Source organism: Calditrichia bacterium, assembly GCA_020634975.1.
GTDB lineage: Bacteria > Calditrichota > Calditrichia > RBG-13-44-9 > J075 > JACKAQ01.
Genome location: JACKAQ010000001.1, coordinates 945,001 through 963,079, shown reverse-complemented (window position 1 = coordinate 963,079; position 18,079 = coordinate 945,001). Strand labels below are relative to the sequence as shown.

The 18,079-nt window shown below is 44.2% G+C and carries 13 protein-coding genes (1 of these 13 cut by a window edge); 12 read left to right on the top strand and 1 reads right to left on the bottom strand.

From position 1 onward, the window contains the following. Positions 1 to 26: 26 nt before the first annotated feature. From H6629_03705 to H6629_03650, 12 genes are all read left to right on the top strand, one after another. Entirely contained in the window at positions 27 to 836 is an 810-nt protein-coding gene (locus H6629_03705) for a TIGR00159 family protein (GenBank protein ID MCB9066899.1), read from the top strand. Between the two features lie 53 nt (positions 837 to 889). Continuing rightward, on the top strand, positions 890 to 2,803 hold the full coding sequence (locus H6629_03700; protein MCB9066898.1) for a hypothetical protein: 1,914 nt from the start codon (positions 890 to 892) through the stop codon (positions 2,801 to 2,803). Positions 2,804 to 2,805: 2 nt separating this feature from the next. Then, positions 2,806 to 4,203: a hypothetical protein gene (locus tag H6629_03695; GenBank protein MCB9066897.1), complete on the top strand. Its 1,398-nt coding sequence runs from the start codon at positions 2,806 to 2,808 to the stop codon at positions 4,201 to 4,203. A 169-nt stretch (positions 4,204 to 4,372) separates the two neighbouring features. Then, positions 4,373 to 7,990, top strand: coding sequence for a hypothetical protein (locus H6629_03690; GenBank protein ID MCB9066896.1), 3,618 nt, complete (start codon positions 4,373 to 4,375; stop codon positions 7,988 to 7,990). Continuing rightward, positions 7,960 to 9,438 carry a hypothetical protein gene (locus H6629_03685; protein ID MCB9066895.1) on the top strand — a complete coding sequence of 493 codons (1,479 nt, stop codon included), beginning with the start codon at positions 7,960 to 7,962 and terminating at the stop codon, positions 9,436 to 9,438. Before H6629_03690 ends, H6629_03685 begins: the two co-directional genes overlap by 31 nt. A 5-nt stretch (positions 9,439 to 9,443) precedes the next feature. Further along, on the top strand, positions 9,444 to 10,502 hold the full coding sequence (locus H6629_03680; protein MCB9066894.1) for a hypothetical protein: 1,059 nt from the start codon (positions 9,444 to 9,446) through the stop codon (positions 10,500 to 10,502). A gap of 2 nt (positions 10,503 to 10,504) precedes the next feature. Continuing rightward, positions 10,505 to 11,275 carry a hypothetical protein gene (locus tag H6629_03675; GenBank protein MCB9066893.1) on the top strand — a complete coding sequence of 257 codons (771 nt, stop codon included), beginning with the start codon at positions 10,505 to 10,507 and terminating at the stop codon, positions 11,273 to 11,275. 233 nt (positions 11,276 to 11,508) lie between these two features. After that, positions 11,509 to 11,964, top strand: coding sequence for an SLBB domain-containing protein (locus H6629_03670; GenBank protein MCB9066892.1), 456 nt, complete (start codon positions 11,509 to 11,511; stop codon positions 11,962 to 11,964). Between the two features lie 41 nt (positions 11,965 to 12,005). Further along, a complete protein-coding gene (locus H6629_03665) occupies positions 12,006 to 13,205 on the top strand; it encodes a hypothetical protein (protein MCB9066891.1) in 1,200 nt (399 codons plus the stop codon). Positions 13,206 to 13,353: 148 nt separating this feature from the next. Further along, positions 13,354 to 13,746 (top strand): cytidine deaminase, encoded by a 393-nt coding sequence (cdd, locus tag H6629_03660; GenBank protein ID MCB9066890.1) that lies wholly within the window; start codon positions 13,354 to 13,356, stop codon positions 13,744 to 13,746. A gap of 96 nt (positions 13,747 to 13,842) precedes the next feature. Further along, positions 13,843 to 15,366 (top strand): proline--tRNA ligase, encoded by a 1,524-nt coding sequence (locus H6629_03655; protein ID MCB9066889.1) that lies wholly within the window; start codon positions 13,843 to 13,845, stop codon positions 15,364 to 15,366. Positions 15,367 to 15,440: 74 nt separating this feature from the next. Further along, on the top strand, positions 15,441 to 16,082 hold the full coding sequence (locus H6629_03650) for a rhomboid family intramembrane serine protease (protein ID MCB9066888.1): 642 nt from the start codon (positions 15,441 to 15,443) through the stop codon (positions 16,080 to 16,082). Positions 16,083 to 16,354: 272 nt separating this feature from the next. Here the strand turns inward: H6629_03650 and H6629_03645 are convergent, their stop codons facing one another. Then, positions 16,355 to 18,079, bottom strand: partial view of an ATP-dependent Clp protease ATP-binding subunit gene (locus H6629_03645; protein MCB9066887.1) — the 3' portion only. It continues 756 nt past the right edge of the window; 1,725 of the gene's 2,481 nt are visible here — the last part of the coding sequence; the start codon falls outside the window, past its right edge — the gene reads right to left on this strand; it ends in the stop codon at positions 16,355 to 16,357.

The window sequence follows — 18,079 nt, the reverse complement described above, 5'->3', positions numbered from 1 at the left end:
ATGATTTTAGTAATCCGGAATCGTCTATGTTTCTAAAATTTGGTTTTTTGACGATCAGCTTAGTGGATGTTTTTGATATAGCCCTGATATCGGTTTTGTTTTTCCGGATTTATCAATTTATCAGGGGCAGCGTTGCCGCACGAATGATGCTGGGATTGTTACTCATTTTACTGTTCTCGATACTCGCGGATTTGGTCAACCTGAGCGGCATTTCATGGATTTTTTCGAACTTGAAGACAGTTTGGGTTATCGCATTTGTAATTATTTTTCAACCGGAGTTTCGAAGAATGTTATTAAATCTTGGGCAAAACCCCATTGTTCAGCGGCTGGTTAAAGTGGAAGCACCCATGTTTATCGAAGAAGTGGTTGGTGCGATGCTGGAACTTGCACAGAAAAATTTTGGCGCGCTAATTGTGTTGCCGCGTGAAACCGGTGTTCGCAGTGTTGTGGAAACCGGTACGGAAGTCAACGCGCGGGTCAGTAAACCGTTATTGCTCTCCATATTTAACCCCCGTTCACCGTTGCATGATGGCGCAGTGGTTATCCAAAGCGACCAGATTTTGGCTGCCAAATGCCAGTTGCCGCTTACGCAAAGCCCGCGGCTCGATCCGTCTTTGGGCATGCGGCACCGTGCAGCGCTCGGTTTATCTGAACAAACGGATACCATGATTCTGGTTGTCAGCGAAGAAACCGGCACAATTTCGATTGCCGAAAACGGCGTGCTCACCCGTGGATTAAACGAGGAAAGTCTGCGCCGCCGGCTAAACGATGCATTTGTGCAAAACAAACCACAGAAAAAAAGAAATTTTTTAAAGGAATTGTTACAGGCAAATTAATAAAAAACAAGAATGTTGAGGGACATTTAATTCAAAACATTAGGAGTAAGGGAATGATGAAAAATAGTTACCGTTTAGCAGCTATTTTGTATGTGTTGCTGTTTTCGGCAGCACTATTCGCCAGGGAGGCGCAATTAGCAACCATTGAGGTGCAAAATCCGGAGCAGGTTTACCGGAATGGGGATGTGATTGAATTAACAGGAGCTAACTTCGAACGCAGCGAATCGATTGATAAAGCAGCCATCTGGTTGTATGATGAAAATCGAGAATTGTTAGGCGTTAAAGAGTTAGATCACAACAACCTGACGGTTGAAAATAATACACTCTATGGTTCCATCCTGTTAAGCGACATTCCGAAAAGTGTTTCCTTTGTGAACGTGCTGCTTACTGCAGAGTTTAGCTATGTTCGAGGGACAGGTTTGTTGCCGGTTGTTGGTGATAACTTTTCGGAACCACTAAGCCCGCTCGGTGTTAATGGTTCATTGACTGTTTCGGATCAGTCTGGAGATGGAATTGCTTCCATTTTTGAGAACCTTAACTTAACAGGATCAATGAGTGGAACAGCGATCTCAAATGTAGCAATTAATGAATACAGCGATGCTTCCGGAACAACACAAATAAATTCTGCTGCACCATCTTCAACTAGTATTACATTTGGTAGCGGAACAGTTGGTGGAAGTGTGCAAAATTTTGCAGCTTATTCAGGTGCTACAGCTGTTATTAGGGTCGTATTGATTTCTAATGTATTTGATTTCGCATTGTCAAACACACTTGATAAACCAGACACACAAGCTCCAAATATGGTTACGGCAGTAGCCACTTCAACAACAAACATTCGTGTTACCTTTTCAGAGGATGTGCAAGCTGATGGGGATCCAACCGCCCGTTTTGGGCTTTCCGGTGCTGACGCAGGTGGCAGATCAATATCGGCTGTGAATGCCGTTGGTGGTTCACCTTCTGATACGTGGGATTTAACAGTCAGTTCAGCTTTAGCGAATCTTAACCCCGTTCTCACTTTAGATTATGTAAATAGTGGTGTAAACTCAAACTCATTAGAAGACGCTGCAGGTAATGAAGTGATCACAGGAAATGAATCTGTGACAGACCAAATTGCACCGTCAGCACCAACTCTTGCTGAGCCTGCCGGGGATGCAATTTATAATCCTAATGTTCCTCTGGAAGTAAATGCAGATCTCTCAACCAGTTCTGTGACCTTCCAAGGTAGCGCAAATGGATCTAGCTGGAGCAATTTGAGCGTTTCAATAACCAATAACGGAAGTGGGAATTTTACAGCTACATTTGATGCATCTTCAAATAAATACGCTTATTACCGGGTGGTTGCCAGCGATCCTTCTGCAAACTCGACGAATTCGAGCAGTTCCGTTCAGTTGACGGATGCTTACAGAATTGCAATTACTTCTACAGAGACACCTGTGCTGGTAAACGAAACATCTCAATTTGGTATTGAAATTGAAGACAACTATGGTGATGCAACGCCTTATTTCTTCAATTTGGGATCAACTTACAGTCTTTCAAGTGACGGTGGCGGCACCTTTACCAGTGATGACGCAGGCATTAACACTATCAGCCAGGTTTCCATTTCCGGTGGAAACACGACAGCCGCATTTTACTACAAACAAGCCACAGCCGGAAACCCGACCATTACGGTCACAGAACAGGCAAGCAACCTGCCGGTAGATAACGCAACACAGCAAATTGAAATACAAGGTGTAACGGTTACAGGATTTGATTTGGTTGTAAATGGTGGTTCAGCGGTTACAGCCGGTTCAGCGTTTAACATAACTGTAACTGCGAAAAATGGCGGTGTGACCCAAGAGAACTATACTGGTAATCATACAATTACCATAACCGGTCCGGCTGCAGATTCCCCGGATGGAACATCGCCGGTTTTACCGAGTAATCAATCGGTTTCTTTTACTCGGTGTTTAGTACCGTCACTGGTGTGACTTTGTATAATTCGAGCGAAACACCGACACTAACTGCTGCTGATGAACTTTCTACAACCGGAACTTCTGCAAACGTGACAGTGAATGATGCCTCAGCAGTTGAGGTTCTTGTAAAGTCCTCCGCTGATGGCGAAGGTGATTATGCAAACAATATTTTTGGTAGTGCTACTTATCAGGGGGCAACTCAATCTGATCCTGATGAATCAGTGCAGTTGTTTGCTGCTGTTTATGATCAATATGGTAACCTTACCACCGCATCAACGTATTCGTGGACAGGCACCGGCGATTTAACGGAACCTGCAGCAATTTCGTTTAATGCAAACAATGTATTTAATCCAACTGTAACTTTTACAGGAACCAGTAATACCACATTTACCGGAACCGTTCAAGTTACAGTAAATTCCGCATTCTCGGATGCTACCGGCACAATTACAGTGGATAACGGAATACCGGGGCAAGTTACCAGTTTCGATGCATCAAATTCAAATAATGACGAATTTGTTGTGTTTGAGTGGAATGGCAGCAGCTCCGGTGACGACGGAGCAAGCGGTGATATCACTAATTTCCAAATCCGCTGGGCTGATGAAGCTGATGGGCAAATTGATAATGAAGCAAAATGGGATGCTGCCTCATCTGCTTATTCAGGAAATGCTTCGAATTTCAGTGTTGGTATTCGAAATGTAGATTTATCGGGTTTGCCCGCCGGCAACAAATACTTTGCCATACGCTCATTTGATGATGTCGGTAATGCATCGCCGATTTCATTCACCACATCAACCGACTACTCACTGCCGGTATCGCTCACATCCTTCCAGGCTGTTGCCGGATTTGGCAAAATCACATTGAAATGGGAAACCGCCAGCGAACTGAACAACGAAGGATTTTTCATCTATCGTTCCAGTGAAGAAAACGGCGCGTTTGATGAGCCGGTAAATCAGCAAATTATCAGCGGTCAGGGCAACACCAACACCGCAACCACCTACGAGTTTGTGGATGAAAACGTCGAAGAAGGCGAAACCTACTATTACAAACTCATTTCCCGCGATTTCGACGGAACCATTCACGAAAGCACACTGAAGGCCTCTGCGCTGGTACTGACGCTGCCGACAGCTTTTGCGCTGGAACAAAATTATCCGAACCCGTTTAACCCGAGCACCAGCTTCAACTTTACCATTGCGCAAAGCAGCACGGTAAACCTGGAAGTGTATAACATTCTGGGACAAAAAGTGCGCACGCTGATCGCCGGCGAAGTGCTGGAACCGGGCGTTTACGACGGCAACTATCGGTGGGATGCAACCGATGACAACGGCAACACCGTTAGCGGCGGCATTTATTATTATGTTTTCTCCGTCCGCGAAAACGGTTTCCGCCAGGTTCGTAAAATGGTGTTTCTGAAATAAGAATTGAAGTTATGTGATATGCCCGGCAGTCTTTCGGTTGCCGGGCATATTATCTTTGTTAAAAAGATTGATCTAACTGGAATTATCTCATATATTTGCCCCTTCAAAATGGAATGAGGGTTCCTTAATCAGGGAAGTAACTTCCCATATCGATCGTTCAACAGGTGACATGAGCAACAGGTTAATCGTTTACATCATTACGACGGTTTTGATGGGAATTTCCACTATTGTGTTTTCCCAGCAACACTATCGCATCCTTTCTCAAAACGAGAACGGCATTGAGCTTCAATTTGAATTCCCGGATCTGGATCAGCAGCACTTCCGTTCCACAGCCACCCGAATTGAAATCGCAGGATTATCGCAAAACTATATGCCCGGTAAGCCGTTATTGCCGGTTTTAGCAATGCCGTTTGCCCTGCCGGATTGCCGTCCGGTGTTGCAAATTGTGCCAGAAACGGTGGAAAATTATCCCGATGTGTTCCCGGCAATTTTTTATGATGAACCGAATCAGCCGGATGTACAATCGCAAAACAGCCCGGTAATGTCCCAAAAACCTGACCCGTCGCTGGAACTGGCGAAAGAAATTTTTCCCGCTGAAATTGCCGCACTAAATGAAATGGGCATTTTCCGCGATTACCAATTGACCCGCTTGCGGGTTTATCCGGTTCAGGTAACGCCCGGCGGAATCCGTTTTTACAAAAAATTCCGGGTTAAAATAAATTATCAAAATGGTCAGCCGACAGCCCGGATGGTGCCAGCCGGAGAAGCGGAACTGCTCAAAGGCGTAATCGTGAACGGCGAACAGTTGCATATAGCAAATATGCAAACGCCGCCGGTTTCGGTTCAGGGCAATTTGTCGAGTTTGACAACCGCTGCCACCGGAACGCGTGTCAAAATCAGCGTCGACAAAAAAGGGATTTACAAAATTACCGGCGAAGATTTGCTGGATGCGAACATCAACACCAGCGATATCGACCCGAAAACGTTGCGATTGACCAACAAAGGCAAAGATATCGCCATTTCTGTGCAGGGCGATCAGGACGGTGTTTTCGACGACATCGATTTTTTTGAATTTTGGGGGGAGCGCAACGAAAAAACATTCACCGATATTTACCCCGATTTATACACCGATCCGTTTTCGGACCGAAATGTGTATTGGCTATCCTGGGGCAGCGGTTCCGGTGCCCGGATGGTGGAAGAAAACGGCAGTATCGTTACCACCCGCAACGGCCAGTTTAACCCTTCGCTGTTTTTTTCGCACACCGAACACATCGAACGCGATGCACATTTCGACCGGTTCGGGCAAGCTAATCAGGAGCAGCTATCGTATAAACGCGATCACTGGTTTTTTGATGGCGGCATCAAAGCGATCGGCAAAAAACAATATCCGTTCGAACTGATTTATCCGGAAGAAACATCGTTCCGTCCAGTGAATGTCCGCGTGATGATGTCCGGGCTTTCTTTCGGACAAACGTTGGGCAATTTGCAACAACCGCACGATGCAATGATTTGGTTGAACAACGCATTTGTCGGCAAATCGCGCCCGGACTGGTTTGGGCAGGATACCGCGTCGATCAACAATTTTGGCAATTCCAGCGTTCGTGCATCGGATCTGGTACATGGTGAAAATGCATTGGAAGTGCAGTTACCAACGCTACCGGATGTCGGCGATCCCAACAACCCCGCTAAAGGCACCGATATTGTGCTGCTCAACTGGTTCGAAGTCACTTACGATCGCCAATATAAAGCGAACGAAAATTACATCGAATTCAAACGCCCGGCGTTTATTCCTTTCCCGAATGTCGATTTGTTTCAATTTGAAATTGATAATTTTACCAGCCCCGAAATTGATATTTACAAAATCGGTGTCAGTAAAATCATCAACTTCAAGATCGATTTTGAAAACGTTCAAGGTCAGATAAATTATAAACTTACCTTCCAGGATAACGTGCCGGGAGATAACACCGCATACGTTGCGCTGACAGACGCGCAAAAGCTGAAGCCGTTGAAAATTGAAGTCGATCGTCCGTTCGATCCGGAAGCGCCGGAGCGATTGTTGAAAAGCCCATCCAACGCTGCGGAATATGTGATTATCACTCACGGAAATTTGATCGAAAGCGCCGGAGATTTGGCAGATTATCGCCGCAGCCAGGGCGTTTCGGTTGAATTGATCGATGTTCAGGACATTTACGATGAATTTAATTACGGCATCAAATCGCCGTTGGCGATACAAGATTTTCTGCGATACGCATTTTTCAACTGGAGCCGCAGCGACCGGCTGAAATATGTGCTGTTCCTCGGTGCCGCAAATCTCAATTACAAAGCCACCAGCGCAGCAGCGGAAGATCTGGTGCCCACATTTTTTTATCAGACCGAAAAATTTGGCGCAGTGGCAACGGATTTTCCATATGCGTTGATTGCCGGCAGCGATGAAATCCCGGATTTGTTCATCGGCAGATTGCCGGTAAACACTGCCGCAGGCGTTACCGGCGTCACAGCCAAAATTATGGAATATGAACAAAGTTCGCCGAAAACCGCGTGGCGCAGTCAGGCGTTGTTCATCAGCGGAAATGATCGCGGAACGTATGAATTGCAAAGCCAGTTCGGCACACGATATCCGGCGTTTCGCTCGCAGAATTCCCGGGTGATCGAGTCGATTCTTCCCAACAAACACAGCGCATTCCGGCTGAACACCGTTCCGGATACCACCGGCGGATTCGATCCAAATTTCGGCAGTACAACCGACCTCATCGACAGGTGGGATAACGGATTGTTTTTAATCAACTTCATGGGTCATGGCGGCGGCTACATCTGGGCGGATGAGGGCTTGATGCAATTGCCGGATGTCGATCGTTTGAACAACAAAGGCATGTATCCGTTTATCACCAGCATGACCTGTTTCACCGGCGCATTCGAAAATCCGCAGCGCCCGGGGCTTTCGCAAAAACTCGTGTTAACGCCGGACAAAGGCGCAATTGCCGCCATCGCATCTTCCGGGCTTGGCTATTTGCACAACGATTATTCGATGCTTTGGCACACCGGATTATTCATTTTCGATCAAAATCGTCGCGTTGGCGAAATCGTTACATTGGGAAAAATTCTCTATTTTGACAATGGCGGCGAATACAATTTTAACGGCGATGTGTTGGCAACTCAGGGCTTTGGCACAGTGAAGCATGAGATGGTTTACCAATACAATTTAATCGGCGATCCGTATGTGAAATTGCAATATGCCACGGAAGATCTGCCGATCGAACTGAACTCAAACACACCGTTGCCCGGCGAAACGCTGGAAGTGAGCATAAACACTACGTTAAGCAATGCAGACGGTTATGTGGAATTGGTGAACAGTAAATTTGATGTTGTGGATCGCGTGCCGCTGTTCGGCGTTTCGCAAAGCACAACCGTTTTGCTGCCCATCGATGCCGATTTTCCGAACGGAACCGGATTGGTCCGGGCATATTTGAGTGATGGCACGGAAGATCGCAGCGGATCGGTGCGCATCGGCGTGAACCATGCAGCCGTTACCGATATCAATTTTCTGCCGGCTGAACCGGATGTTGACGATACGGTGCAAGTGAATATGCGTATCGTGGATGGCAATGGCATCCAAAAAGTGTATCTATTCCGCGAAGGCGTAAAAACGGATACGATTTTCGCGGTCCAAAATACAGCCGATCCGGAAATTTTTGTCGCAAAACTGGATCCGACATTCGAGTTAAAGTCAGTATTTTCAATGTTTATGTGCAAAACAGCTTGGGCAATACCAGTATCATTCCCAACCTGAGTTACAATGTAACGGATATTCGCCCGGACATTCAATTGATCAACGGCACGCTCGCTTTTGGCGGCAGCCGGAATGTCCAGTTGCGCATCGGTGTGGAAAATGTTGCCGGTGCGGGCAGCGATGGTAACTTGAAAATCCGGGTGCATTTTGCAGACGGATTGCAGAATTTGCGCAACGCAAATTATTTTGCAACCGCTGAAGGCGAGATCGGTGCGGCAGACAGCACAACCCTGCAAACGCGTTTTCCACTGGATTTGAACCGGGATATTTTTAATATTTACGCATTGGCAGAAGTGGATCCCGCAGAAGATGTCGCAGATTTTAACACTGCAAATGATACGTTACAAAGCCTTCTCCGAACGGAAGTATTCAATATTGCGCCAACCGCTAACGATACGTTGACAATTGCCAATATTTATCGCGTGTTTTTTCCATCCGGGAGTGTAAGCGATTCTGTTGCTGTGCGCGTCCGGACTGTTGCATTCGACGCTCCGCAGGATCAAACCGGGCTTTTGCCGGTTGCTTTGCGAAGCGCTGGCAATTTTGACGCGCTGGAAATCAGTTCTTTGCAATCGGGCGCCAGCTTTAACATTCCGTATGAAGTTCGCGTGATCCTCGATACATCGCTCATCGATTTGTCGCGATATAATGTGCCAGATGTAACACTTTACGAAAAAAACAGCCCGACACAACCGTGGGTTTCAACGCAGTTTTCCGGAGATGCGGTCAATCGCGAGATCGTTGCGCAGGTTCAGAGAAACGCGTTGTTTTCGCCGTTTATCAGCAACGATAATCGTGCGCCGCAGGTTGAGCTTTCCGTTGATGGACGTCCGTTGCGGGAAAGTGGGTTGGTATCCAACAATCCATCGCTGTATTTGCTGATTCAGGACGAAAGCGGCATCAATCTCCAGCGCGAAAAAGTGCAGGTGAATCTGAACGGCATCCCGGTTTCGGATGATAAACTGATTTTCCCGGATTCGCTGCAAACCAACAGCATTTTGGGGTTGACAGTTTTTCCGGAATTAGCGCAGGGTAGGCATAATTTGTCGGTCGTTTCCGAAGATGTGAACGGAAATCGCACCACCGCAGAGTTCGAACTGGTGGTTGCAGATGGCTTCGATATCATTGTTTACGGCAATTATCCTAACCCGTTTTCCGATCAAACGATTTTTTCTTATTTCGTTAATCTGAATGATGATCTAGATGAATTTGAAATTCGCATTTATACCATCAGCGGTCGGTTAATCCGGCGAATAGATTCGGATATAAATAACGATCCGTTAGACCCTGACGGCGGTGCACGCCGGAAAGGCTACAACGAATTGATCTGGGATGGCACCGACAAAGACGGTATTGAGGTTGCAAATGGTGTATATTTTGCACTTTTACGGGGTTCATACGATGGCGAAACCCTCGAAAAAATATTGAAAGTGGTTAAGTTGAGATAGATCAAATGAAAATTCAAATGTTTTTTTATTCATTAGTGTGCATATTTTTATTAGCGTTTGGTCAATTGTCCGCCCAGGATACCCGTTACGGCGGTGCTTTTCTGGAATTGGGCGTTGGTGCCCGTGGGCTGGCAATGGGCGAGGCATATGTGTCCGTTGCGGATGACGGTAGCTCGTTTTACTGGAATCCCGCCGGAATTGCAAATATGCAACGGGCTGAAGCATCTGGTATGTATGCATCACTGTTTAAGGGGTTGGTTCGGCATTTTCATTTGGGATTTACCAGACCATTGTATAACGGGGCAGCAGTATCGGTAAACTGGATTCGCTTGTCTGTGCCGAATATACCGCAATTCGATTCACCATTGCTTAACGACCCGAATTCGTCGTACGATACAAGAGTCGCAAACGCCGGAGAAGACCCGTATGGCTTTTGGAATGAGTTTGCGCTAACACAGGCGGAATTGGGATTATCAAACAGCAATGAAGACGCATTTTTTATCACGTTGTCAAAGCAAAATAAGATAAACGTGGATTTCGGTTGGCAGTATTTTGTGATGCCAGTAACAATTCCGATAGGGCTAAATGTTAAATTGCTGCGTCAAAACCTTTTTGATAAACAGGGATCTGCCATCGGTTTCGACTTTGGCACGATGCTTAAATTTGGACTGGATGATTTGTTGAACGACAACCGGTTTGGCAGAATCAGTTTGGGATTGGCAATAAAAGATATTTTTAATACAAAAATAAATTGGAATACAGATTCGCGTCACAGCGATAAAATTGAGCGGAGTTGGCACTTGGGGAGTTCGTATATGCAGCCGTTAACCGGCATTAACGGAAAATTACTTTTTGCATATTCTTATCAGACCCAGTTTGTTTCGCCTCATAATATTGGCTTCGAATATACTTATTACGATCGCTTGGCGCTTCGCTTCGGATTAACTGATGATAAATTTACCGCAGGCGTTGGCTTGCAAATATCGCCTTTCCGGATTGACTACGCATTTCGGAGTCACGAACTGGGCGGCAGTCACCGGATAAATACAGCAATACAATTGTAAAAATGAAAAAAACGTTCTATTACATGTTTATTCTTTTCTTTGCAAACCTGGTTTTTTACGGATGCAGTGATAGCACCGAACCTAAAAATCAGGAACCGCAAAAAGTTCGTTTTGTCCCAAAATCGGCAGATGTTGACGCAGTTGAAACGGGCATAGATGCTGTCGCAGTGCCGGGAAGCCCTAACCAAAACTCGATTTTTTTACAATGGTATTCGACCGGCGATGATGATATTGAATCATACCAGATTTTCCGGCGTACTGGCACAAGCCTGAGTGATTCTGTGGGGACCTTCGTTAAAATTGCAGAGGTTGTGCAACCTTTCAACAGTAAGGATACATCCTATATTGATGAGTCTGCAGGTGAAGATACCCTTTATTTCTACTATGTTATTGCAAAAGATGAAGATGGGTTGACTGGTAAACCATCTGCAAAAGAATTTTACAGACTTTTACCAGCACCGACAATCCTTTCTCCTGTAAGCGGGCAAAATTTTAGCGGGCAGTTTGAATGGTTATTTTCATATATTCCGCAGAATTTTTACTTCAGGCTGGAAAGACGAATTGGGGTATCCGAATTTGAAGTTGTAGGAATTAACCTGCTTGATAACATCGCAAGTGTTGAACCACAACAAAGCCGTAATCTCAATGAAGTTGGTTTTTCATCTTTGCCATCTGGCTTTTATCAATGGCGGATAGAAATTAGTAACAATATTGGAATTAGTGATAAGCGTGCAGGTTGTGAGTCAACCTGGGGCAGTTTTCAGGTTAATTGAGATATAACAGCACGTCCGGACGGATAAAATGTTTAAAAACGTTAAAAATATACAGTTTTTAACTAAACTTAATGGTTTAAACGTCGATAAATAGTTAGAAAACAACTTATTCATAACATTTATTACAGCTCATCAATGCGATGAAAGCAAAGGAATGTTTCAAGGCGCTACGGAAAAGCTGCCACGGTTGTTATGAGCCCTGTATAAAGACGCGAATTGGATTTGGAAACTGGATGAAACATTTAATAGTTGCTTTGCTTTTGTTGGTTAGTTCTTTTTCGTATGCACAGGATCAATCGTATTCCGGTGGTGATCGTGCAGCGCAATATATTCTCGGGGATTCGGATGTTCTGCTGATATCCGTAAATTTGTGGGGAAATGTTCTGAAACCCGGGATTTATAGTGTTCCAAGCGCATTCAATATAATAGATTTGTTGTCATCCGCAGGTGGTCCAACACGTTCTGCAAGATTAAACGATGTCCGGATTGTACGTAAAAATCAGGAAGTAATTACGGTAGATATCGAAAAATACGTAAAAACCGGTAATCAAGATCTACTCGTACCGCTCCAGCCGGGCGATGTCATCATAGTTTCTGGAAGTATTTCCGATATTTTTGGAAGAGTGGTCGGTTTTATGCGTGATCTTGCAATAATTGTTAATGTTGTGCTATTAGCTTCTCGAATATAAATACGGTTAGCAAGAAATATAAAAAGGAAAGAGTCGAGACAATGAAAAAATTTACAGAATCCTTAAAAGAAGGCCGGAGGTTATCTATGGCACTTGTTTATTTGCTGTTGCTGGCAATGCTAACAGCATTCCCCGAAACTGCCATCGCACAGGACGCTGGCGGAAGTAAAAGTTTATTGCGGATTCAAACCGCCTCGACACTTCAGCCGCGTCGGTTAGATCTCCGCACTAACACTCGTTTTTTCACCAAATTAGGTGATTTTATTGGAAACACACGCCCTGCCAATTTTTCAGCAGTGAATTTCTGGTCTGTTCAAGGGAATGCGCTGTTAACTTATGGTATCACTGAGCATTTTGATGCAACGGTAAACGTTCGCGTCTATCAGGATACCCATAAAGAAAACGAAGCGAACACGCCCAGTGATATCAGTCTGGACTTGAAAGGTGGCGGTTTTCAGCTTGGTAATAACAAAATGCAGGTTGGTGGTGTTTTCGGATTGATTTTACCGACGGGTGAAAAGCACAACTATCCTTTTGAAGAATATGCACCCGATGCAGTGCAATTCCGTTTGACAGGATTATTGTCTTACTATAACGATCCGTTTTTGCCAGATCGCGATTACAGCTTCCACGCAAATATTGGCTGGCATTATTATAATGACGCAGGAAAAGCATTATTTGATACAACAGACGTGATTGGTTTAACAGCACCAATTACCGCAGGTAGCAACTCCTCGGCATTAAAATATGGACTTGGTTTTTCCTATCCGACTGAATTGTTTGATCTGAATTTAGAATTTTGGGGCAGCGCGTTTGTTAGCGAGCCGGATACTTTTGCATTCAGCCGCGAAAGTTATGCATACATCACACCATCTCTACGTTTCAAGCCGCGTTGGTGGATTAATTTTGATCTTGGTTTGGATCTCCGGGTTTCAAATGATACCGATACGAGTGTGCCGCCGGCAACATTCTCCGGTGGAAATCTTGATCTGCCAAATTATGCTGCTTGGCGTATGACCATGGGATTGAACCTCGTACTCAACGGCGGTGAATATCGCTACAAAAGCGGTGGTGCAGGTGCAGAAGATGTCCGTGACCGCGTAAACTTCTACGATCGTTTACTCAAAGAGCGCGAAAAAGCCCGTTCGATCGAAGAAGAATTACGTCGTCTGAAGCGCGAACGCGAACAAGCTGAACGTGAATTGGAAGAGCTGCGCCAATTGCTCGAAGAAGAAAAATAGAATTAAACAACATTTTCAACTTAAGTTTAAAACAAAAATCCCTCATCCTCCAGTGAGGGATTTTTGTTTTGGTCGATCTTCAGCAAAAATACTTGTGCTGCCCGCCCCAATCACTTACATTTCTCGTCCACAAAACCAAAGAAATATGATGACAAAGAACGATATCTTAGAAAAGCTTCAACAAACAAGGCAGCAGGCTCTGGCGAAATATTCCGGTTTTCATGTTGCCGCGCTATTGGAAACTACAACCGGTGAGTTTTTCAATGGATTTAATATTGAAAGCAGCTCCTATGGATTAACAATTTGTGCCGAACGTGTAGCACTTTTCAAGGCGCTTACTGAAGGACACCGCACTTTTCAACGAATTTATATTTTGGCAGATGGCAAAGAGTTGTGTCCGCCCTGTGGTGCTTGTCGGCAGGTTTTAATGGATTATGCGCCAGATATCGAAGTAATCATGCTTTCTGAAACCGGTGTTGAACAACGAATGAACATAAATCAATTATTACCACTGGCTTTTCGTGATGACCGGTTGAAGTAATTTTTAAATTCGAGCATTCATTTAAGTTAATGTTTATATTATCATTTTATAAAAAACTAACACTACATTTTTTTCTGCATAAGAGGATTTTTTGATATGGCCAAAAAGGCTCGCACAGCAATAGTTCCGACACGGGAAGACAATTATCCGGAATGGTATCAACAGGTGATTCGTGCAGCGGACCTGGCAGAAGTTTCCCCGGTTCGGGGATGTATGGTTATCAAGCCATGGGGATATAGCATTTGGGAAAATATCCAGCAAGGGCTGGATAAAATGTTTAAAGACACCGGGCACAAAAATGCATATTTTCCGCTATTTATCCCCAAAAGTTTTCTGGAAAAAGAAGCTGCGCACGTCGAAGGGTTTGCCAAAGAATGTGCGGTAGTTACCCACCATCGACTGGAAGCCGATGGTAAGGGCGGTCTAAAACCTGCTGGTGAACTGGAAGAACCGCTGATTGTCCGACCGACCTCCGAAACGATAATCGGTGAAATGTTTGCCAAATGGGTGCAGTCATATCGCGATTTACCGTTGCTGATCAATCAATGGGCAAATGTGGTTCGATGGGAATTGCGGACACGTTTATTTTTGCGTACCACAGAATTTTTGTGGCAGGAAGGTCACACTGCCCACTCTACCGCTGAAGAAGCGGAAGCGGAAACCCGGCAAATGTTGGATATCTACGCCGAATTTGCCGAGAATTTTATGGCAATTCCTGTAATTAAAGGCGAAAAAACGGAATCCGAACGTTTTCCTGGGGCAATTCGCACATATTGTATTGAAGCGATGATGCAGGATAAAAAAGCGCTTCAAGCTGGAACCTCTCATTTTCTGGGGCAGAATTTTGCCAAAGCTTCAAATATCAAATTTTTAGATGAAACCGGCACGGAACAATTTGCGTGGACAACCTCCTGGGGAGTATCAACCCGGTTGATAGGCGCAATAATTATGGCGCATAGTGATGATGACGGATTGATTATTCCGCCTAAATTGGCACCTGCTCATGTCGTAATTCTGCCTGTGGTACATGATGAAGATTCCAAATCCGATGTTATGGCTTATTGTGAATCCTTGAAAAAGGAAATCGAGGATAAGTATTATTCCCGAAGACCTCTCGTTGTTGAATTGGACACCAGAGACGGACGTGGTGGCGCAAAAGTGTGGGATTGGGTTAAGAAAGGCATTCCGATCCGGTTGGAAGTTGGCAAGCGTGAGGTTGAAGAAAACACTGTTTTTATGGGACGCCGAGATTTAGCATATAAAGAACGTTATGCAATTAACAGATCAGAATTTTTAGTAAATTTAACGGACACATTGGACGAAATTCAACGTAACATTTATCAACGGGCAAATGAGTTTCGCACACTCAACACCGTTAAAATAGACAATAAGAAAGATTTTTATGATTTCTTTACTCCTCAAAACCGTAACCAACCAGAGATTCATGGTGGATTTGCATTGGCACACTGGAATGGCAGTGAAGCGGTTGAAGCGCAAATCAAACAAGATTTAGGTGTTACAATCCGCTGTATTCCGTTTGATGAGGCGGAGGAGCCCGGAAGATGCATTATCACAGGTGAAGAAAGTAAACGCCGGGTTTTATTCGCTAAAGCATATTAATCTGACAGAATCCATATTAAACGATCGTGTTTGATAATTAAAATGAAGACTATTCTCAAATTAAGGATACAACTATGTATGCGCGCTATGGCTCTAGTTCTATAACGCCTGGAGTAAAAAACCTCATTCTTTCAACAATTGCCGTATTTTTGATTCAGCAGTTTATTGCTGGTCGGGAATTTTTGGAAATTTTTGGTTTAGTCCCGCTTTATATTGTGGACAGGCTCTATGTTTGGCAAGTGTTTACCTATATTTTCCTCCACGGCGATTTGATGCATATTGCCATGAATATGTTCTTTTTATGGATGTTCGGCTGTGAACTGGAACGTGAATGGGGCACAAAAGAGTTTGTAAAATATTATCTGTTAACGGGCACAATAGCCGGTATAACCATTTTTTTATGGAATTTTAATTCATTTGGATTTACAATCGGCGCATCGGGTGCGGTGTTTGCTATTCTTGTTGCGTACGCCCTTTTTTATCCGGATCGGGAGATCATGTTATTACTTTTTCCGGTTCCCATTAAAGTCAAATATTTTGTGTTGATAATTGGACTGTTGGAGTTTATCATGTTGCCGCGACAGGATGGTATTTCGCATATTGGTCATCTTGGCGGGCTTGTTGCCGGGTTTCTTTATTTGCGCCATCGTTACGCGCGTTATGGAATTGGTAATAATATTTTCAAGGACTTGTTTAAAAAAAAAGGCCCTTTTTAAGTAGTAATCTGAAAAAGAAGACGAATGATGAATTCAACGAGGAAGATGAAAAAAATTATCAGGCAGTGCTTGATGAACTATTAGACAAAATAAATCGGATGGGATTTGATAGTTTAACGCCTCGTGAGAAAGAAATGCTCGAAGAGGCTTCGCGTAATCTAAACGCTCAAAAAAAACGATTAAATTCTGAATCTGACGATGAGTAATATAAAAAATCCCGGCTGAATAATTATTCGCCGGGATTTTTTGTTCATTCTTAATGAAATTGTTTTTTACAATTCCGAATCTTTTTCTTCCTGTTCAGCTTCAATTTCACCGCTTTTTGTTACTTCTGCAAAAGTTAACTCATTACGGTTTTTCATTTTGATTTTGATTGATGAACCTTCAGCAAATTTACCTTTTAGAATTTCATCTGCAAGCGGATCTTCGATGTATTTTTGTATAGCCCTTTTGAGCGGACGTGCACCGTAAACCGGATCATAACCGCTTTGAACGATGAAATCTTTTGCACCATCAGTCAACTCGATCGTGATATTGTGTTCCAGCAAACGTCCTGTCATTTCATTAACCATCAATTCGATGATTTTGGCAACTTCTTTCTTTTTCAGTCGGCGGAAATAAATCAACTCGTCCAAACGATTGATAAATTCCGGATTAAACAGGCGTTTCATTTCCTGTAAAATCTTATCACGCATAACATTATGCTCTTCGTCATCCTTACCTTGCGTAAAGCCCATGGATATGTTCTTTTTGATGTCTCTCGCGCCAACGTTGCTGGTAAGGATTAGAATTGTGTTCCTGAAATCAACTTTTCTGCCAAGGCTGTCTGTAAGCTGCCCTTCATCGAGGACTTGCAACAGAATATTAAATACATCCGGGTGTGCTTTTTCAATTTCATCAAAAAGAATCACAGCATATGGGTGCCTGCGAACTTTCTCCGTTAACTGCCCGCCTTCTTCATAACCAACATATCCGGGAGGAGAGCCAACCAGTCGAGATACCGAGAATTTCTCCATATATTCGGACATGTCGATACGAATTAGTGCATCTTTCCGTTCAAAGAGATATTCAGCAAGAACTTTGGCAAGGTGAGTTTTCCCAATCCCGGTTGGTCCGAGAAACATGAACGAGCCAATCGGGCGGTTTGGGTCTTTCAATCCTGCCCGTGTTCTGCGAATTGCGCGTGTGATGGTTTCGATGGCATCATCCTGCCCGATAACCCGCTTTTTCAACTCATCTTCCATACCCAACAGTTTTTTTGTTTCACTTTGGGCGACTCGTTGAACCGGAATGCTGGTCATCATCGCTACTACTTCAGCAATATCGTCTTCATGTACTTCAGCGATTTGACTTTCTTCTTCGCGTTCCCATTTGTTCCTTTCGAACATCAGCTCGTCCTGAAGTCTTCTTTCGACATCGCGAAGTTTTGCAGCCCGTTCAAAATCTTGCTGTTTGGCAAATTGTTCTTTTTCCTGGCGAATTTTTTCAATCCGCTGTTCCAGATCCAGAATTTCTTTCGGAACAATTATGCTTGAAATGTGGACACGTGAACCTGTTTCGTCCAGCACGTCGATCGCTTTGTCCGGGAAAAATTTATCGCTGATATAGCGTTCGCATAAGCGAACCGTTGCCAAAAGCGCCTCATCAGAATAGATAACGCGATGGTGCTCTTCATATTTTCCTTTGATAAATCGGAGAATTTCTAATGTTTCTTCTGGTGATGTCGGTTCAATCATCACTTTCTGGAAACGTCTTTCCAAAGCACCGTCTTTTTCGATATACATGCGATACTCATCGAGAGTGGTCGCACCAATACACTGTAGTTCACCGCGGGCAAGAGCCGGCTTGAACATATTGGATGCGTCCAAGGAGCCAGATGCGCCACCTGCTCCAACGATGGTATGCAATTCATCAATAAATAAAATGACATTGTCAGCTTTTTCCAATTCGCTCATTATGGCTTTCATCCGCTCTTCGAACTGCCCGCGATATTTAGT